Source organism: Tropicimonas sp. IMCC34043 (genome assembly GCF_003390845.1).
Classification (GTDB): Bacteria; Pseudomonadota; Alphaproteobacteria; order Rhodobacterales; family Rhodobacteraceae; genus Tropicimonas.
In genome coordinates, this window is the sequence record NZ_QMEK01000001.1 from 1,677,171 (window position 1) to 1,695,679 (window position 18,509).

The window sequence follows — 18,509 nt, forward strand, 5'->3', positions numbered from 1 at the left end:
CTACGCCACTGTCCCTGATAGCGCTACCACCACAGGTGCATAGCCAAATTCACCAAGGCGCATGGCAGCCCTTGGCCCGGCCGCAGGCCGGACCTTGGCGAAATCTCAGAACAGGAAATAGCGCTGCGCCATCGGCAGGACGCGTGCCGGTTCGCAGGTCAGCAATTCGCCATCGGCGCGAACCTCGTAGGTCTCGGGGTTGACCTCGATCTTCGGCATCGCCGCGTTCATCACCATGTCGGCCTTGCCGATGCTTCGCGTGCCCGAAACCGCCACCGTGTCCTTCGCCAGCCCCAGCGACGCGCCGATCCCGTCGGCCTGGGCAGCGGCCGAAACGAACAGCACCGCCGAGCGTTCGACGGCCCGGCCGAAGGCACCGAACATCGGCCGGGAATAGACCGGCTGCGGCGTCGGGATCGAGGCGTTGGGATCGCCCATCTGCGCCACCGCAATGCTGCCGCCAAGCAGCACCATCTCGGGCTTCACACCGAAAAATGCAGGATTCCACATCACCAGATCGGCGCGCTTGCCCTCCTCGACCGTGCCGATATGCGCCGACATGCCCTGCGCGATCGCCGGGTTGATCGTGTATTTGGCGACATAGCGTTTGACGCGGACATTGTCGTTGTCGCCGGTCTCTTCGGCCAGACGGCCGCGCTGCTGCTTCATCTTGTGGGCGGTCTGCCAGGTGCGGATGATGACCTCGCCAACCCGGCCCATGGCCTGACTGTCCGACGAGATGATCGAAAACGCCCCCATGTCATGCAGGATGTCCTCGGCCGCAATCGTCTCCTTCCGGATCCGGCTTTCGGCAAAGGCCACGTCCTCGGGGATCGACTTGTCGAGGTGATGGCAGACCATGAGCATGTCGAGGTGTTCCTCGAGCGTGTTCACGGTGTAGGGGCGTGTGGGGTTGGTCGAGGACGGGATGACATTCGCCTCGCCCACCACCTTGATGATGTCCGGGGCATGGCCGCCGCCCGCACCTTCGGTGTGGAAGGCATGGATCGTCCGGCCTTTGAAGGCGGCGACGGTGTTCTCGACAAAGCCGCTTTCGTTCAGCGTGTCGGTGTGGATCATCACCTGCACGTCCATGTCGTCCGCAACCGACAGGCAGCAGTCGATGGCGCCCGGGGTAGTCCCCCAGTCCTCGTGAAGCTTCAGCGAACAGGCACCGGCGCGCACCATCTCGACCAGTGCGGCGGGCTGGCTGGCGTTGCCCTTGCCCGACAGCCCGATGTTCATCGGGAAGGCGTCGAGCGCCTGCAGCATGCGCGCAAGATGCCAGGGCCCGGGGGTGCAGGTGGTCGCCAGCGTGCCATGCGCGGGGCCCGTGCCGCCGCCCAGCATCGTGGTGACACCCGAATGCAGCGCATCCTCGATCTGTTGCGGACAGATGAAGTGAATGTGGCAATCGAATCCGCCAGCGGTCAGGATCCGGCCTTCCCCTGCGATCACCTCGGTGCCGGGGCCGACAATGATGTCGACGCCGGGCTGGGTATCGGGGTTGCCCGCCTTGCCGATCTTGGCGATGCGGCCATCCTTCAGCCCGACGTCGGCCTTGTAGATGCCGGTGACGTCGAGGATCAGCGCATTGGTGATGACCGTGTCGACCGCCCCGTCGGCCCGCGTGACCTGGGATTGCCCCATGCCATCACGGATCACCTTGCCACCGCCGAATTTTACCTCTTCCCCATAGGTTGTAAGGTCTTTCTCAACCTCTACCACAAGATCTGTGTCGGCCAGCCGAACCTTGTCGCCGGTGGTCGGACCATACATCGCGGCATAGCTTGCGCGGGAAATGCGGGCGGGCATCGCGGGGCTCCTTGAAGGTCAGATATCGGTTCTGTCGGAGGGATGGCCCAGACGGGCGACGTTCAGCCGGGTCCGGGACCGCAAGGGATGCATGGCCGCGGCCATGATCTGATCGGGGCGTTGGCCACCGGCGGCAGTCATCCCCGCCGCCAGCATCGAGGCGGCAATGGCCGGCGGTTTTTCGGAGACCATGACGCTCAGTTCCTCGACCGCCATGGGGCGCATGCCGATCATGCCGAAGACGCGATAGGCAATGATCTCCTGCGTCTCGAGCGCAAGCGCCAATAACCCCATCCCGGTGTCCAGAAGATCCCGGGACAGGTCTTCGGCAAGTTGTGCGACGGGCTTCACGACGCCCGCTCCCACAGCTTCAGCGCCGCGGCCCGTGAGGATGGCGCACTGGAACAGGAATGGGAATCGGCACAGGTCGCGGAGATGGGACCAAAAGCCCAATAAGACGGTCGATCAGGGTCAGCAGACGCATGAGGAACACTTTCAGACAACCAGATGCTCCCCCTGAACGTAAGCCTCACATCGACGGGCGCAAGGGGGCACCTGAATTCGTTTGCGCTCACTTGACGTCCTTCGGGTCGATAGCCTTCGGAGCGGCGCTTTTGGTGGCCGTTGTGCGGCGGCGCGGCGCCGGTTTCTTGGGCGTTTCGGCGGCACCCTGGGCCGCGGCCTTGGCTGCGGTACGGCGGCGAGTCGTTGCGGCCGGTCGTGCGGCGGCGGCCTGCGGCGCCTTGACGGCCGGCTCGACCGGCGCAGAATCGGTTTTCGCCGGTTCGCTGGTTACCGTTTCGACCGGCGCAGCGTCGACCGGTGCCGCGACCTCGGGGGTGTCAACAACCGGCGTTGCGACCTCGGGGGCGGCCACTTCGGCAGGCTTGGCGGTGGGCGCGACGACCGGGGCCACCTCGGCTGCGGGGGCCGGCGCCGTCGGCGTTTCCAGCTTGGTTACGGTGGCGGGCGCAGCTTCGGGCGTCTCGGCCCGCTTGGCGAATTTTGCGACGGTTGCAGTCCGGCGCGGCGTTGTGGGCTTTGCTTCGGGCTTTGCGTCGGGTTTTGCCGCGACCTTCGGCACTGTCGTGCCACGGGCCTTCATCGCACTCATCGCGGGCATGCCCATCTTGCCGGACCAGCCTTCGGCCGCGCCGACCGACATGCGAATCATTTCGACCTGCAGTTGCGTCGTGCGGGTCCACAGCGCCATGCCGGTGCGCAGATAGTCAATCGGTGTCATGAATTGAAACATCTCGTTGCTCCTTGAAGCTTTCCTGTCCGCCTGCCGGCGGAGGCGGCGGTGCCGGGGATCACAGAGCCCCCATCACCGCCTGGTTGAAACCATATACCCGGCGCGCGCCGCGCAGCGGCACCAGCGTCACATTGCGACGCTGACCGGGTTCGAAACGCACCGCCGTTCCGGCGGCGATGTCGAGCCGCATGCCGCGTGCGGCCCCGCGGTCGAATTCCAGCGCCGAGTTGGCCTCGGCGAAGTGATAGTGGCTGCCCACCTGCACCGGACGGTCGCCGGTGTTGGCCACCATCAGCTCGATTGCGGCACAGCCCTCGTTGAGGACGATGTCGCCCTCGGCGCAAAAGATCTGTCCCGGGATCATCGGATCATCCATCGGCCTTGCTCTCCGTCATCGTTGCCGCGCCGGTATCCCGCCGCGCTGCCCCCTGCTTTCCACCGCGCCGATTGCCGGCATCCGTCAGCGGCGGTCGTCTTCGACGCCGGGCCCGCCGCCCTTGCGCATGGTCTGGGTCACCGCCCGCAGCCGCGCGGTCCGCGGATCGTCCCCCGCCGCCAGCGACGCGGTGCCGCCGGTGCCCGGGCTTTCGGAATAGAGCACCGAGGGGTCGTCGATCTCGGTCCGGGACGGCGCCGTCCGGCGCACGCCTGCACCGCCGTCACGCAGATGCCCCGAGGTCTGCCCCGGCACGGCGTCATAGCCCGAGGAATAGACGCCCCCGTTGTCGTCATCAGCCGACATCCGGCCCTCGGCGCGAAGCCGCAGCACAAACTCATAGGCGAAATAGCCGATCAGCCCGCCCGCCACAGCCATGTAGGCGGAACTGTCGGCCCCGATAATCGCCGTGAGCGCCGCGGCCACCAGCAGCAGCAGCCCGAAGGTCAGGATCCGCAGCTCCATCGCGTCGAGCTTGAGGTCGGCATCGTCGATGCGACGGACCCCGGCCCGGACCAGCGGCTGGCAGGGGATCGTCAGCGCCCCGGCCAGCAGTGAGAAAAGGAAGCTCCAGAGCATCTGCGCCTACCGGATCGGATGATGAACGGTGACCAGCTTGGTCCCGTCGGGGAAGGTCGCCTCGACCTGCACCTCGTGGATCATCTCGGAGATCCCTTCCATGCATTGGTCGGCCGCGACGATTCTGGCGCCAGCCTCCATCAGTTCGGCGACCGACCGGCCGTCGCGGGCGCCCTCGACCACGAAATCGGTGATCAGCGCGATCGCCTCGGGGTGGTTCAACCGCACCCCGCGCTCCAGCCGGCCACGGGCGACCATCGCCGCAAGGCTGACCAGAAGCTTGTCCTTCTCCCTCGGTGTCAGGTTCATTTCTTCCCTCAGTTCTGCCAGACGCGCGGCACCGCCGCGCCCCTGAGATGTGTCAACACACGCACCATCATCCGCCTCAGCGGCCAGGCATCGACCGCAAGCGCCCGTAGGAGAAGCCGCCCGTCCCAGGCCGATGCCTGCGCGGCAACGCCCTCTTCGGCCAGCAGCCCCCGGACTGCGCCCAGGCCATCCTCGGCGCCATCGGCCACAAGCGCCAGCATTCCGACAGCCCGTGCGCCTCCAAGTAACGCCGGGTTTTCGCGCCGCGCAAGCCAGGCCGCGTCGATCCTGACCGGATCGACCAGCACCGGCTGACCGTCCCGCCAGACCTCGCGCCGGTCGCTCAGCGCCAGGTGCTGCACCGTCTCGCCCATGGCGGCACGCCCCAGCACCAGTGTTTCGCAGATCACCAGCTGCGCCGCGCCCGTCATCCGCACCACCGTCGCGCGCGAGAGCGCCGCAGTGTCGTAAAGGATCGTCTCCTGCGGCAGCCAGGCAAACCGCGCCCCCGCCCCAAGCTCGATCCCGGTCGCGACCTCGGCCGCGCCCCCCGAGGACGCATAGATCCGCTCGGCCGTCTGGGTCGTCGCCATCGCCTGACCGCCGGCGCCGAGCGTGATCTTCAGCTCCAGCCGGTCGCCGCCCGTCAGCCCGCCCGCAGTGTTCAGGAACACCGCTTCGGGCACGCCCTCGGTCCCGGCACGCGGCAGCATCAGCTTGGCACAGCCCGACTGGTGCAGATGGTCAAGCCGCGTGCGCCCGCCGCGCAGACTGAGACCCAGTTCGGCGCGGCCGCGGGCGCGTTGCAGTCGGGTCGAAGGTTGGGCGAGGTCGAACATTGGCGCTCCTGTTGCCAGCGACACTAGCCCGGGAGCGACGATGCTGCAATGCAGCATATCCCGGGCCGAGCGAGGTTCTGCGCATTTTTCCGCGCATCGCCGGTTTTCGCGGCATCAAGACCCCCGGCGTGCCACCGGCAACGGTCTGGCAATGCCGCCGGACCTCGGCTAAGCCGGCGAGGCCATGACCCAGACCCTGACGCTCCGCCGCCCCGACGACTGGCACCTGCACCTGCGCGACGGCGCCGTGCTGCGCGCTGTCCTGCCCGAAACCGCCCGCGATTTCGGCCGTGCCATCATCATGCCGAACCTGGTGCCGCCGGTCGTCACCGCGGCCGCGGCCGCGGCCTACCGCGACCGGATCCTTGCGGCCCTGCCCGAGGGCGCGGATTTTGCCCCCCTGATGACGCTGTACCTGACCGAGCAGACCGACGCGGCCGATATCGTTGCGGCCCATGCCGCGGGTCTGGTGACGGCGGTAAAGCTCTATCCTGCGGGTGCAACCACGAATTCCGCCTCGGGCGTGCGCGACATGGACAAGGTTCAGGGCGTGTTCGAGGCAATGGCCGAGGCCGGTGTGCCGCTTTGTGTGCATGGCGAGGTGACCGACCCCGATATCGACATCTTCGACCGCGAGGCGGTGTTCATCGACCGCGTGCTCGACCCGATCCGCCGCCGCACGCCGGGCCTGCGGGTGATCATGGAACATATCACCACCGCGGATGCCTGCGGCTATGTCCGCGCGGGCGGGCCGGATCTGGGCGCCACGATCACGACGCATCACCTGATGATCAACCGCAACCACATCCTGGTCGGCGGGATCAAGCCGCATTTCTATTGCCTGCCCGTCGCCAAGCGCGAGAGCCACCGGGCCGCCCTGGTCGAGATCGCGACCTCGGGGTTTGAGCGCGTGTTCCTCGGGACCGACAGCGCGCCCCACACCCGCGCCACCAAGGAATCGGCCTGCGGCTGCGCCGGTGTGTTTTCGGCCCCTGTCACCATGGCCTGCCTCGCGCAGGTGTTCGAGGATGCGGGCGCGCTCGACAGGCTCGAGGGCTTCGCTTCGCTGAACGGCCCGGCGTTTTATCGGCTGCCCCCGAACGAAGCCACGATCACGCTGACAAAGGGCGCGCCCGTTGCCTTCCCGGCCGAGATCGAGAGTGCGGATGGTCCGATCGTCGTGTTCGATCCGGGAACGCCAGTCCTTTGGCGCATCGAGAGAGTCTAGTTTTTTCCCCGCGGCTGAAGTAGGCCCGCCGGAAGCACGATACCTGACGCCGGACCGAAAGATCTTCGCCTCCGGCGGGGATATTTTTGAACAGAAGAAGACGCGAGGGGGCCCCATGATTCCGACGACGCATCCTGATGACGCAACCATGGCCCGGATCGCGGCCGGCATGTTGCTGGAGATCGGGGCGGTGCATTTCAACGCCAGAGAACCCTTCACGCTGGCCTCGGGCCTGCCCTCGCCGACCTATATCGACTGCCGCAAGCTGATCTCCTATCCGCGCATCCGCGCCACGCTGATGGATTTCCTGACCGCCAAGGTCCTGCGCGAGGCGGGGTTCGAGGCCTTCACCAACATTGCGGGCGGCGAGACGGCGGGCATCCCCTTTGCCGCGCTGGTGGCCGAACGCATGGGCCTGCCCATGACCTATGTCCGCAAGAAGCCCAAGGGCTATGGCCGCAATGCCCGCATCGAGGGCGTGATGGGCGAAGGCGACCGGGTGCTTCTGGTCGAGGACCTGACCACCGACGGCGGATCGAAGGTCAGCTTCGTCGATGCGATCCGCGAGACCGGGGCCACATGCAACCACACGGCGGTGATCTTCTATTACGGCATCTTCCCGGAAACGGCCGAAACGCTCGGCGCGCTTGGCATCGGGCTGCATTATCTCTGCACCTGGCACGATGTGCTGGCCGAGGCGCGACGCCGCCACGCCTTCGATCCCGAGACGCTTTCCGAGGTCGAAGCCTTCCTGACCGACCCGCGGGCCTGGCAGGCCGCCCGCGGCCGGTGAGAGCGACGATTCGCCGGAAAATCCGGCGCGGCGGCCCCGCAGCTCTGCCGCTTCCTTGGGCATCCGCGCATCGCCGACGCGGGTCGGGGCCCGCTGCGGCGCGGCGGCAGTGGCCTTTTCCCCAGAGCGCCAATGCGCGTGCCAACTAAATATTGGATTTCTCAGACCGCTTGCCCCAATATGGGCCAAAATGCGATCACCCACAGGCTATCCACAGGGTTATACATTTTGACCCTGCCGATCGGCTCTGGCTATGACCGCGGGAACAAATAACGGGCAGCGAAAATGAACGACGTGATGGCACTCCGGGGGGCCGCGACGGGACTGGCAGCACAGGCGACCGCGGGCAGTGACGGCAAGGGGATAGAAGATCTCCTGCCGCACAACATCGAGGCCGAGCAGCAGCTGCTGGGCGCGATCCTGACCAACAACGATATCTACGACAGGGTCGCGTCCATTCTTTCGGCCGAACATTTCTTCGACCCCGTTCATGCCCGCATCTATGAGGTTGCGAGCACCCGGATCGTCAAGAACATGCAGGCGACCCCGGTGACGCTGAAATCCTTCCTCGAGGATGACGCCGGGCTGCGCGAACTTGGCGGGCCGGCCTATCTGGCCAAGCTTGCGGGCGCTGCGATCGCAAGCTTTGCGGCCCGCGACTATGCCCAGATCGTCTATGACCTGGCGATCCGGCGCGAGCTGATCGCGCTCGGCCGCGACATCTCGGCGAAGGCCGCCAATGTCGATGTCGCCTCGGAACCCAAGGCACAGATCGTCGAGGCGGAACAGGCGCTTTACAAGCTCGGCGAGGACGGCCGCACCGAACAGGGGTTCCAGAGCTTTCTGCGCGCGGTCACCGACGCGGTCGAGGTCGCCTATGCCGCCTATCAGCGTGACGGCGGGCTGGCAGGGCTCTCGACCGGGCTCGACGATCTGGACAAGAAGCTTGGCGGCCTGCACCGCTCGGACCTGCTGATCCTTGCCGGGCGTCCCTCGATGGGCAAGACCTCGCTTGCGACCAACATCGCCTTCAACATCGCGAAATCCTATCGCCGTGGCACCCTGCCCGATGGCAGCGAAGGCACCGTGAACGGCGGTGTCGTCGGCTTCTTCTCGCTCGAGATGTCGGCCGAACAGCTGGCCGCGCGGGTCTTGTCCGAGGCCGCCGAAGTGCCGAGCGAACAGATCCGCCGCGGCGACATGACCGAAGAGGAGTTCCGCCGCTTCGTCTCGGCCGCCAAGACGCTCGAGGCTTGCCCGCTTTACATCGACGATACCCCCGCGGTGCCGATCAGCCAGCTCGCTGCCCGCGCCCGCCGGCTGAAGCGGACCCACGGGCTCGACGTGCTGTTCGTCGACTACCTGCAGCTGGTGCGGCCCGCCTCGGCCAAGGACAACCGCGTCAATGAGGTGTCCGAGATCACGCAAGGATTGAAGGCCATCGCCAAGGAACTCGACATCCCGGTCGTGGCGCTGTCGCAGCTGTCGCGCCAGGTCGAGAACCGCGACGACAAGCGCCCGCAGTTGTCGGACCTGCGCGAGTCGGGCTCGATCGAACAGGACGCCGACGTGGTGATGTTCGTCTACCGCGGCGAGTACTACAAGGAACGCGAGAAGCCCTCCGAGGACAACCTCGAGGCGATGGCAAAGTGGCAGGAAGACATGGAACGCCAGCACGGCCGCGCCGAGGTCATCATCGGCAAGCAGCGTCACGGCCCGATCGGCAATGTCGAGCTGAGCTTCGAGGGCCGGTTCACCCGCTTCGGCAACCTCGTGCAGGCCTGGCAGCAGGGCGCGGTCGAGGGATATTGAGGCACGGGCGCGCCGTCTGAGGCGCGCTCGTCCCGCCGGGCAACCGGGACACGCCACAGCCCCGTGGCGAAACCACCCCCCGCCTATGGCGTCTTCGGTCGCAAGACCGGAGACCGGAGAGCGTCGCGCGGCGACGGCAGCGCCGCCCGAGCCCGGCGCTTGCCCGCAGTCCTTCCAAACCGCTCCGGGCCGCCCCGGGCCGCCGCATCCGCCGCCACAACCCCGCCTTGCACCGCTTTCCCCTTGACGTCCCGCGCCGGATTGTCAGAACCGTGCCATGGCTACCGGTACAATCACCATCGACCTCGATGCCCTCGCCGCGAACTGGCAAGCGCTCGACCGCATATCATCCGCCGCGACCGAAACCGGCGCAGTCGTCAAGGCCGACGGCTATGGCCTTGGCTCGGCCCGGGTCGCCCGGGCGCTGGCCCGCGCCGGGGCGCGCAGCTTCTTCGTCGCGGTGGCCGAGGAAGGTGCCGCGGTGCGCCAGGCGCTGGGGCGCGGTCCCGCAATCTACGTGCTCGGCGGCCACATGGCTGGCGACACCGAGATGATCGGCGATCTCGACCTGATCCCGCTGTTGAATTCCATCGACCAGTTGACCCGCCATTTCGAGGCGCTGCCGGGCCATTCCTTCGGCATCCAGCTCGACACCGGGATGAACCGGCTCGGGCTCGAACCCGGCGAATGGGCGGCGGTCGCAGAACTCGCGCTGCCCCAGGGACCGAAGCTTCTGATGAGCCATCTGGCCAGCGCCGACGAGCCCGACAGCCCGCAGAACGCCGACCAGCTCGCCGCCTTCCACCACATGACCGACGGCATCGGTGTGCCGCGCTCGCTTTCGGCCACGGGCGGCATCCTGCTCGGCCCCGCGTATCACTTCGACCTCACCCGCCCCGGTATCGGCCTTTACGGCGGGCTGCCCTTTGCCGGGGCTACCGGCGTGGTCACGCTGTCGCTGCCGGTGATCCAGACCCGCCTCGTCGCCCCGGGCGAGAAGGTGGGCTATAACGCCACCTGGCAGGCCGACACCGAAACGCTGATCGCGACTGTCGCCGCGGGCTATGCCGACGGATTGTTCCGGACGCTGTCGAACAACGCCACATTCTACGCCGAAGGCACGCCCTGCCCGCTGGTTGGCCGGGTCTCGATGGATCTGATCACCGTCGACATCGGCGGGCTGAACCATATCCCGTCCAGCCTCGATCTGATCTGCGCCGAACAGGGCGTCGACGATCTGGCGCGCGCGGCGGGCACCATCGGCTACGAGGTCCTGACCTCGCTCGGAGCCCGCTATCTGCGGCAGAGCATCGGCGGGGCTCCGGCGTGAACGCAGCCATCCTGACCCGGCCCCTTGCCGCACTCGGTCGCCCGGTGCTGGCCGGGCTCGGCGCGCTCGGGCGGGTTGTGCTCTATACGCTCGCGGTGGTGTCGCACCTGGTCCGCCCGCCGTTCTATTTCCGCGAATTCGCCCGGGCGCTGCTGTCGATCGGCTGGCTTTCGCTGCCCGTCGTCGGGTTGACCGCGGTGTTCACCGGCGGCGCGCTGGCGCTGCAGATCTATGCCGGCGGCTCGCGGTTCAGCGCCGAATCGGTGGTGCCCGCCATTGTCGCCATCGGCATGGTGCGCGAACTCGGTCCCGTGCTCGGCGCGCTCATGGTCGCGGCCCGCGTCGCCTCCTCGATCGCGGCCGAGATCGGCACCATGAAGGTGACCGAACAGATCGACGCACTGGTCACGCTCTCGACCGACCCGCTGAAATACCTCGCCACGCCGCGGGTTCTGGCCGCCACGCTGTCGCTGCCGGTGCTGGTCGCAGTGGGCGATGCCATCGGCATCATGGGCGGCTGGCTGGTCGGCACCTCGCGGCTCGGCTTCAACTCGTCGGTCTATCTCACCAACACGGCCGATTTCCTCGAACCCTGGGACGTGACCTCGGGCCTGCTCAAGGGGGCGGTCTTCGGCTTCATCATCGCGCTCATGGGCTGCTATCACGGCATGAACTCCGGCCGCGGCGCCCAGGGCGTCGGCAAGGCGACAAAACAGGCCGTGGTCATGGCCTCGGTGCTGATCCTCGCCTCCAATTACCTCCTGACCGAGATCTTCTTTTCCGCATGATCAAACTCGACAACGTCCACAAGGCCTTCGGTGGCAAGAAGGTTCTGCGCGGTGTCACCCTCGAGGTGCCGCAGGGCGAAAGCATGGTCATCATCGGCGGATCCGGCACCGGCAAGTCGGTGACGCTGAAATGCATCCTCGGCCTCGTCGAGCCCGACGCAGGCACCATCGTCGTCGCCGGCCAACGCATGGGCCGCGGCGACCGCGAGGCGTTCCTGTCCCGCTTCGGCATGCTGTTCCAGGGGGCCGCCCTGTTCGACAGCCTGCCGGTCTGGCAAAACGTCGCCTTCCGCCTGTTGCGCGGCCACCAGAAACGCCCACATTCCGAGGCCCGCGCCATCGCGATCGAGAAACTGCGCCGCGTCGGACTCGGCCCCGAGACCGCCGATCTGTTCCCGGCCGAGCTTTCGGGCGGCATGCAGAAGCGCGTCGGCCTGGCCCGCGCGATTGCCGCGGATCCCTCGATCATCTTCTTCGACGAACCGACGACCGGACTCGACCCGATCATGGCCGGCGTGATCAACGACCTGATCCGCGAGATCGTGGTCGAGATGGGAGCAACCGCCATCACCATCACCCACGACATGTCGAGCGTCCGCGCCATCGCCGACGACGTCGCCATGCTGCACGACGGGGTGATCAAATGGACCGGCACCGTGGGCGAGATGGACGGTTGCGACGATCCCTATGTGCAGCAGTTCATCCACGGCCGCGCCGAAGGCCCGATCGAGACCCTGCGCTGACGCGCCCTGTCGCGCCGACGCCCGTCGCGCCCCCCGAATACCTGCGCGCGCCCGATCTTCTTCTGTTCGGAAATATCCCGGGGGAGTCGCGGCCCCGGTCGCGACGGGGGCAGCGCCCCCACCTCTGCCAGCCTCTCCGCACCCCCACGGTACGGCCAGAGGGACCACCACATCGCGGCATCCCGTGCCTTGAGCCGCCCGCCGCTGCCCTGTATCACGACCCACGGTTCCCGCGTCTTCAAGGTCTCGCCCCATGTCCCAACCGTTTTCCGTCTGTGTCTATTGCGGCTCGCGCGACGGCGTCGTGCCCTCCTATGCCGATGCCGCCGAACTGCTCGGCGTTTCCATCGCGGCCGAAGGCTGGCGGCTCATCTATGGCGCGGGCGACATCGGGTTGATGGGGCGGGTGGCGCGCAGCGCCCAGGCCGGCGGTGGCAACACCTTCGGGGTAATCCCGGTGCACCTGTTCGAGCGCGAGGTCGGCAAGCGCGATCTCTCGACCTTCATCGTCACCGAGACGATGCACGAGCGCAAGAAGGTCATGTTCATGAACGCCGACGCCATCGTGGTACTGCCGGGCGGCGCCGGCAGCCTCGATGAGTTCTTCGAGGCGCTGACCTGGGCGCAACTCGGGCTTCATGCCAAGCCGATCGTGCTGCTCGACATCGCCGGCTACTGGGCGCCACTGATCACGCTGCTCGACCATGTCGTGGCCCAGGGCTTTGCCGAGAAGTCGGTGCTCGATTTCGTTCAGACAGTGCCCGACGTCCCGGCGCTGCTCGCGCTGCTGCGGAGTGCCGCCTCGGCGCGCAGCGTGCTGACCGAATAAAGCGCCAGCGCCAGCCAGATCAGGCCAAAGGCGGCGGCGTGCCAGAGCGTGAAGAACTCGCGAAAGATCAGTGTCGCAACAAGGAATTGAAGCGTCGGGTTCAAGTACTGTATCAACCCCACGCTGGCCATCGGCAGACGCTGCGCGGCAAACGAGAACAACAGCAGCGGCACGCCGGTAAACACGACCCCGGCAAGCACCAGCAGCGCCATGTCGCCCGGGGACGGCAGCGGCCGGCCCGACACAAGATCCCCGCCCAGCCAGAACAGCGCCAGCGGCGCCAGCAGCGTCGCCTCGGCCGCAACCGAGACCATGCCGCCGGCCCGTACCCCCTTCTTGATCAGGCCATACAGCCCGAAGGTCGTGGCAAGGATCAGCGCGATCCCCGGCGCCACGCCAAGCCCCAGCGTCAGCAGCGCCACGGCAAGCCCGGCCAGCGCCACCGCAATCCATTGCACCGCCGCCAGCCGCTCGCGATAGACCACCGCGCCCAGCAGCACCGCAACCAGCGGAAAGATGAAATATCCAAGGCTCGCCTGGATCGCGTGCCCGTTCTGCACCGCCAGCACGAAGACGAACCAGTTGGTCGAGATCATCGCCGCCGCACCCGCCACCCGCAGCGGGCTGAACCGCAGCAGCGCCGCAATCTCGCCCAGCCGGCCCCGGGAACCGAGGACCAGCGCGAAGAAGACCAGCGTCCACAACATGCGCCAGGCCACGACATCGCCCGGCGCCACGGCCGAAAGCTGCCGGAACAGCAGCGGGCTCAATCCCCAGATGCAGCTTGCCGTGCCCATCGCCAGCAGGCCGCGCCGTGCCTCGCTCATTCCCTGCCCCGATCCAGATCCGGCCGCCGGCCCCACAGCCGTCCCGATCCGCAGACAAAAGGCCCGAAGCCGTCCGAGGTCAAGCACCGAGGCGCGGGATGCCTTGCCCCGCCGCCCCACGCTCGCCGCCACCCCGCATCCGGGATAAAGGCCGAAACCTCGGTCCTTTGGGAAACACACCTGCAAAACGCAAAACACCCCGCGGCCCATTCCGGAACCGCGGGGTGCATCCAGTCAGGATTGCAGGACGACGCCTGCGATCACATCCGCGAAGCGACGTTTTCCCAGTTGACCAGCTTGTCGAGGAAGTTCGACAGGTAGGCGGGACGCTTGTTGCGGAAGTCGATGTAATAGGAATGTTCCCACACGTCGCAGCCCAGCAGCGCGGTCTGGCCGAAGCAGAGCGGGTTGACCCCGTTCTCGGTCTTGGTGACCTTCAGGCTGCCATCGGTGTCCTTCACCAGCCAGCACCAGCCCGAGCCGAACTGCCCGGCGCCTGCGGCGGCAAAGGCCTCCTTGAACTTGTCGATGGCGCCAAAGGACTCGACCAGCGCCTTTTCCAGCTCGCCCGGCATCGCGGTGCCGCCCGGACCCATCATCTCCCAGAACTGGGTGTGGTTCCAGTGCTGCGACGCATTGTTGAAGATGCCGTTCTGGGCAACGGCGCCCTTGTCATAGGTGCCGACGACGATCTCTTCGACCGACTTGCCTTCCCACTCGGTGCCGGCAATCAGCTTGTTGCCGTTGTCGACATAAGCCTTGTGGTGAAGGTCATGGTGATATTCCAGCGTTTCCTTGCTCATGCCCTGGGCTGCAAGCGCATCGTGGGCATAGGGAAGGTCGGGAAGTTCGAAGGCCATGGGGCTAATCCTTGTTTTCGGCGTTTCTCCTGCCCCTGTATCTGAAGGCGGTCCGGCAATACGTCAAGGCTCGGGCGGCAAAGTGGCACCCCGGGCCAGAGGCGCGACCGGCGCCGGCCCCGGCCGCAAAGCTCACTGCAGATAGGCGAGGAAGAACAGATCGCCAAAGCCCCATTGCAGGGTCGCAAGGGTCAGCAGGGCGGTGTTCAGCATGCCCCAGCGGCCGGCGCTGCCGCGCAACTGGTCGAACTTGCGCTCTTCGGTCAGGAAGTCGATCACATAGCCCCTGCGCGGAATGTCGCGCGGATCGGCGCCGGCCTTCAGCTGCTCCATCTCGACCCCGAATTCGTGCAACAGCCGCTCGACCGTCCGCTGGCGCGACAATTCGATCCGGGTCAGCCGGTCGGTAAACAGCAGCACCGCAACCGCCGAACCGAGCGATCCGAAGCGCTGGAACATCGACGCGTCACCGACGTAGAAACTGGCGAGCGAGCCTGTGACCCAGACGCACAGCCCAAGCAGCGCCGTCGCCCTGCCGAACCGGTGGAGATAGCGCGTCACGCCCCGTGCGCCTGTCTGGTTTCCCGGGGCGTCCGGGAACGCCCGGGTGTGGTGCATGGCATCAAAACTCATTGCGGTCCCTTGCATGCGCGGCCCCCACGCAGTCAGGGGGCGTCGTCAGGATACCAGCAGGCCGGCCGCCCATGCCAGCCCCGGCGACCGGGCCGCGACCCGGGATCGGCAAGTCCCTGCCGCAGGCTCGGCGGGTTGGCGCCCTGAAAGTGGGGGTTGCGCCCGCGGCGATTCCACATAAGTGGAAGGCACCCATGATCTGACACGAGTGAGGGCGCATGAGTTTCTGGATCCTTTCGGGCCTGATGGCGCTGATCGCAACGCTCGCCATCGCCGGTGTGATGTTGCGGCCGCGCAGGGATGAGATCGAAGACAGCGCCGAGGAATCCGGTATCCGGATCTATCGTGACCAGTTGCAGACGGTCGACCGCGATCTTGCCCGCGGCCTGATCACCGACGACGAGGCCGAAAGGCTGCGCACCGAAATCAAGCGCCGTATCCTCGATGCCGACCGGTTGGGTCATCGCACGGTCGGCCGGGCGCCACGCAGGCTGACCCTCGCCGTCGCTGCAGCGGCGGGGCTTGCGGTGATCTTTGGCAGCTTTCTGATCTATGGCCGCATCGGGGCGCCGGGCTATCCCGACCAGCCGATCGCCCTGCGCCTGTCCGAGGCCGAGCAGCTGCGCGCCGAGCGCCCGTCGCAGGCCGAGTTCGAAGCGCGCATGCCGCCCAATCCCACCCCGGATCTCAGCCCGGATTTCGCCGCGCTGATGGACAAGCTTCGTGCCGCCGTCACCGAAAACCCCGACGAGTTGCAAGGCTGGGAGCTTCTGGCGCGCAACGAGGCGCGGCTTGGCAACCTGCCCGCCGCCCATGCCGCACAGTCGAAGCTGATCGCGCTGAAAGGCGCCGACGCGACCGCCGCCGATTTCTCGACGCTGGCCGCAATGATGGTCGAGGCCGCTGGCGGCAATGTATCGCCCGAGGCCGATGCCGCCCTGACCGAGGCGCTCAAACGCGACCCCAAGACCCCGGTGGCACGCTATTACGTCGGGCTGATGTATCTGCAGGTCGGCCGCCCCGACCTGACCTTCGGGTTCTGGGAGCCGCTGCTGCGCGACAGCACGCCGGACGCGCCCTGGGTCCCGATCATCCGCGACCGGCTTGAAGTCATCGCCCAGCTTGCCGGCATCCGTTACAGCCTGCCGCCTGTGGCAGGCCTTGCAGGACCGAGTGCCGCCGACATGGCCGCGGCACAGAACATGACCCCGGAAGAGCGCCAGGATTTCGTCCGCACCATGGTCGAACAGCTGTCGACCCGGCTGGACGAAGAGGGCGGCGCGCCCGAGGAATGGGCGCGGCTGATCCAGTCGCAGGGCGTGATGGGCGACACCGACGGCGCGGCGGCAAGCTGGGCCAAGGCGCAGACGGCCTATCCCGATCCCGCGGTGCAGGCGCCGATCCGCGCCGCAGCCGAACGGGCGGGCGTGGCAACGGTCGGCCCCGATGGCCGCGGCCCCACCGCCGAGGACATCGACGATGCCGCCAAGATGGCGCCGCAGGACCGCGCCGCAATGATCCAGTCGATGGTCGCGCAACTCAGCGACAGGCTCGCGACCGAGGGCGGCCCGCCCGAGGACTGGGCCAAGCTGATCCGCGCGCTCGGCGTCATGGGGAACCGCGATCAGGCCGCCAAGATCTGGGCCGAGGCGCAGGCGATCTTTGTCGCCCCCGCGCAGATCGACGTGATCCGGCCGGCGGCGGTGGCCGCAGGCGTCGCCGAATGATCTGTGAGACGGTCGAGGAATTTGCCGCCCGGCTACCGTCGATGCGCGCGATCGCCGGGCTCGACCTTGGCACCCAGACCATTGGCGTGGCGCTGTCGGACCGGCTGCACAGCACCGCGACCCCGCTGCTGACGATCCGGCGCAAGAAGTTCACCGTCGATGCGGCGGCACTGCTCGATCTGCTGAACGCGCGCGAGGCCGGCGCCATCGTGCTTGGCCTGCCGCGCAACATGGACGGATCGGAAGGCCCGCGCTGCCAATCGACCCGCGCCTTTGCCCGCAACCTCGAACGGCTGACCGACCTGCCGATCACCTACTGGGACGAACGCCTGTCGACCGTGGCGGCCGAACGCGCGCTGCTGGAGGCCGATACCTCGCGGCGCAAACGGGCCGAGGTGATCGATCATGTGGCCGCAGGCTTCATCCTGCAGGGCTTGCTCGACCGGCTGGGCCATCTCGGGCGGACCGGATGAGCGACGAGATCCGACGCATCAACGGGATCGAAAGCCCCTGCCGGCAGCTTTGTTCGATCGACCCCGAGGCACGGATCTGCGTCGGCTGCTTTCGCACGATGCAGGAGATTGCCACCTGGTCGCGCATGAGCCCCGACGAACGGCGGGACGTGACGGCAGATCTTCCGGCACGGGCACCGCTGCTGGAGCGCCGCGACAGCGGGCGCTAGCGCAATCCCGCCGTCTGGCTAGGCCGCCGCTTCGTCCCAGGTGCGGCGCACCGGGTCCAGGGCGGCCTCCAGCACCTCGACCCCGGCGCCGGGCCGTACCGCGCCTTCGCTGAGGATCCGCCGCCAGGCGCGCGCGCCGGGCCGGCCGGAAAACAGCCCCAGCATGTGGCGGGTCACATCGTGCAGCCGCCCGCCCGCCGCGAGATGGCGCGCAATATGGGGGCGCATCTCCTCGGCCACCTGCAGGGCCGTTTTGGGCGCCACGTCGATGCCGAATATCCGCCGGTCGACGTCGAGCAGCACCTCCGCGGGCTGGTTGTAGGCTGCGCGCCCGATCATTACCCCGTCAAGCCCGGCCGCAAGCTGCTCTTCCGCCTGATCGAGCGTCGCGATGCCACCGTTGATCGAGATATGCAGGTCGGGAAACTCGCGCTTCATCGCCTGGACCAGCGGATAATCGAGCGGCGGGATCTCGCGATTGTCCTTGGGCGACAGCCCCTGCAGCCAGGCCTTGCGGGCGTGGATCGTCACCCGGGTCACACCGGCCGCGCGGATCACCTGAAGGAAGTTCGGAAGCACCTCCTCGGGGATCTGGTCGTCGACACCAATCCGGCACTTGACCGTCACGGGCACACGCGATGCCGCGATCATCGCCGCCACGCAGTCGCCGACGAGCGCGGGACGCTCCATCAGCACGGCACCGAAACAGCCCGACTGCACCCGGTCCGAGGGGCAGCCGACGTTGAGATTGACCTCGTCATAGCCCTCGTCCACCGCCATCCGCGCCGCCTGCGCCAGTTCGGCCGGGTCTGACCCGCCAAGCTGCAGCGCCACGGGATGCTCGCCCGCCCCAAAGGCCAGAAGATGCCGCGCGCCCCCGCGCACCAGCGCCGGCGCGGTCACCATCTCGGTATAAAGCAGCGCCTGGGAGGACATCAGCCGATGAAACGCCCGGCAATGTCGGTCGGTCCAGTCCATCATGGGCGCAACGGCTAAAACAGGCATATTGAAATTGTTGGATTTT

The 18,509-nt window shown here is 67.3% G+C and carries 21 protein-coding genes; 10 read left to right on the top strand and 11 right to left on the bottom strand.

Annotated features, from left to right (window positions below):
- Window positions 1-105 precede the first annotated feature (105 nt).
- From ureC to DQG17_RS07870, 7 genes are all read right to left on the bottom strand, one after another.
- The gene (gene ureC / locus DQG17_RS07840; protein WP_116132146.1) at window positions 106-1,815 is read right to left on the bottom strand and encodes an urease subunit alpha; all 1,710 of its coding nucleotides are present in this window, start codon (window positions 1,813-1,815) and stop codon (window positions 106-108) included.
- A gap of 18 nt (window positions 1,816-1,833) precedes the next feature.
- Entirely contained in the window at window positions 1,834-2,166 is a 333-nt protein-coding gene (locus tag DQG17_RS07845; RefSeq protein ID WP_116132147.1) for a hypothetical protein, read from the bottom strand.
- A 220-nt stretch (window positions 2,167-2,386) separates the two neighbouring features.
- Window positions 2,387-3,070, bottom strand: coding sequence for a hypothetical protein (locus DQG17_RS07850; protein ID WP_116132148.1), 684 nt, complete (start codon window positions 3,068-3,070; stop codon window positions 2,387-2,389).
- A gap of 58 nt (window positions 3,071-3,128) precedes the next feature.
- Complete coding sequence (locus DQG17_RS07855) at window positions 3,129-3,434, bottom strand: urease subunit beta (RefSeq protein ID WP_116132645.1); 306 nt, start codon at window positions 3,432-3,434, stop codon at window positions 3,129-3,131.
- Window positions 3,435-3,530: 96 nt separating this feature from the next.
- Window positions 3,531-4,085, bottom strand: coding sequence for a hypothetical protein (locus DQG17_RS07860; RefSeq protein WP_116132149.1), 555 nt, complete (start codon window positions 4,083-4,085; stop codon window positions 3,531-3,533).
- A 6-nt stretch (window positions 4,086-4,091) separates the two neighbouring features.
- On the bottom strand, window positions 4,092-4,394 hold the full coding sequence (locus DQG17_RS07865) for an urease subunit gamma (RefSeq protein WP_116132150.1): 303 nt from the start codon (window positions 4,392-4,394) through the stop codon (window positions 4,092-4,094).
- An 8-nt stretch (window positions 4,395-4,402) separates the two neighbouring features.
- Window positions 4,403-5,233, bottom strand: a complete 831-nt coding sequence (locus DQG17_RS07870; protein ID WP_116132151.1) for an urease accessory protein UreD — start codon at window positions 5,231-5,233, stop codon at window positions 4,403-4,405.
- A 184-nt stretch (window positions 5,234-5,417) separates the two neighbouring features.
- On the opposite strand from DQG17_RS07870, the gene pyrC reads away from it, so the two are divergent.
- The 7 genes from pyrC (at window position 5,418) to DQG17_RS07905 (ending at window position 12,756) form a co-directional block, all read left to right on the top strand.
- Window positions 5,418-6,461 carry a dihydroorotase gene (gene pyrC, locus DQG17_RS07875; RefSeq protein ID WP_116132152.1) on the top strand — a complete coding sequence of 348 codons (1,044 nt, stop codon included), beginning with the start codon at window positions 5,418-5,420 and terminating at the stop codon, window positions 6,459-6,461.
- Window positions 6,462-6,576: 115 nt separating this feature from the next.
- Window positions 6,577-7,254 carry an orotate phosphoribosyltransferase gene (locus DQG17_RS07880; RefSeq protein WP_116132153.1) on the top strand — a complete coding sequence of 226 codons (678 nt, stop codon included), beginning with the start codon at window positions 6,577-6,579 and terminating at the stop codon, window positions 7,252-7,254.
- A gap of 285 nt (window positions 7,255-7,539) precedes the next feature.
- The gene (locus tag DQG17_RS07885; RefSeq protein ID WP_198666048.1) at window positions 7,540-9,066 is read left to right on the top strand and encodes a replicative DNA helicase; all 1,527 of its coding nucleotides are present in this window, start codon (window positions 7,540-7,542) and stop codon (window positions 9,064-9,066) included.
- Window positions 9,067-9,343: 277 nt separating this feature from the next.
- Window positions 9,344-10,396 carry an alanine racemase gene (gene alr, locus DQG17_RS07890; RefSeq protein ID WP_116132154.1) on the top strand — a complete coding sequence of 351 codons (1,053 nt, stop codon included), beginning with the start codon at window positions 9,344-9,346 and terminating at the stop codon, window positions 10,394-10,396.
- Window positions 10,393-11,184 carry an ABC transporter permease gene (locus DQG17_RS07895; RefSeq protein ID WP_116132155.1) on the top strand — a complete coding sequence of 264 codons (792 nt, stop codon included), beginning with the start codon at window positions 10,393-10,395 and terminating at the stop codon, window positions 11,182-11,184. Before alr ends, DQG17_RS07895 begins: the two co-directional genes overlap by 4 nt.
- The gene (locus DQG17_RS07900; RefSeq protein ID WP_116132156.1) at window positions 11,181-11,927 is read left to right on the top strand and encodes an ABC transporter ATP-binding protein; all 747 of its coding nucleotides are present in this window, start codon (window positions 11,181-11,183) and stop codon (window positions 11,925-11,927) included. Before DQG17_RS07895 ends, DQG17_RS07900 begins: the two co-directional genes overlap by 4 nt.
- A 253-nt stretch (window positions 11,928-12,180) precedes the next feature.
- Entirely contained in the window at window positions 12,181-12,756 is a 576-nt protein-coding gene (locus tag DQG17_RS07905) for a TIGR00730 family Rossman fold protein (RefSeq protein WP_116132157.1), read from the top strand.
- Here DQG17_RS07905 and rarD read toward each other — a convergent pair.
- From rarD to DQG17_RS07920, 3 genes are all read right to left on the bottom strand, one after another.
- Complete coding sequence (gene rarD / locus DQG17_RS07910; protein ID WP_116132158.1) at window positions 12,678-13,583, bottom strand: EamA family transporter RarD; 906 nt, start codon at window positions 13,581-13,583, stop codon at window positions 12,678-12,680. The genes DQG17_RS07905 and rarD overlap by 79 nt on opposite strands.
- A 260-nt stretch (window positions 13,584-13,843) precedes the next feature.
- Window positions 13,844-14,443 (bottom strand): superoxide dismutase, encoded by a 600-nt coding sequence (locus tag DQG17_RS07915; RefSeq protein ID WP_116132159.1) that lies wholly within the window; start codon window positions 14,441-14,443, stop codon window positions 13,844-13,846.
- A 132-nt stretch (window positions 14,444-14,575) separates the two neighbouring features.
- Window positions 14,576-15,076, bottom strand: coding sequence for a hypothetical protein (locus tag DQG17_RS07920; protein ID WP_116132160.1), 501 nt, complete (start codon window positions 15,074-15,076; stop codon window positions 14,576-14,578).
- 218 nt (window positions 15,077-15,294) lie between these two features.
- Between DQG17_RS07920 and ccmI the strand changes: the two genes are divergently transcribed.
- From ccmI to DQG17_RS07935, 3 genes are read left to right on the top strand one after another with little or no spacing between them, the layout of a single operon-like run.
- The gene (ccmI, locus tag DQG17_RS07925) at window positions 15,295-16,803 is read left to right on the top strand and encodes a c-type cytochrome biogenesis protein CcmI (protein WP_116132161.1); all 1,509 of its coding nucleotides are present in this window, start codon (window positions 15,295-15,297) and stop codon (window positions 16,801-16,803) included.
- Complete coding sequence (gene ruvX / locus DQG17_RS07930) at window positions 16,800-17,276, top strand: Holliday junction resolvase RuvX (RefSeq protein ID WP_116132162.1); 477 nt, start codon at window positions 16,800-16,802, stop codon at window positions 17,274-17,276. Before ccmI ends, ruvX begins: the two co-directional genes overlap by 4 nt.
- On the top strand, window positions 17,273-17,485 hold the full coding sequence (locus DQG17_RS07935) for a DUF1289 domain-containing protein (protein WP_116132163.1): 213 nt from the start codon (window positions 17,273-17,275) through the stop codon (window positions 17,483-17,485). The genes ruvX and DQG17_RS07935 overlap by 4 nt, the downstream gene beginning before the upstream one ends.
- Before the next feature lie 18 nt (window positions 17,486-17,503).
- Here DQG17_RS07935 and dusA read toward each other — a convergent pair whose 3' ends face one another.
- Window positions 17,504-18,466: a tRNA dihydrouridine(20/20a) synthase DusA gene (gene dusA / locus DQG17_RS07940; protein WP_369907997.1), complete on the bottom strand. Its 963-nt coding sequence runs from the start codon at window positions 18,464-18,466 to the stop codon at window positions 17,504-17,506.
- Window positions 18,467-18,509 lie beyond the last annotated feature (43 nt).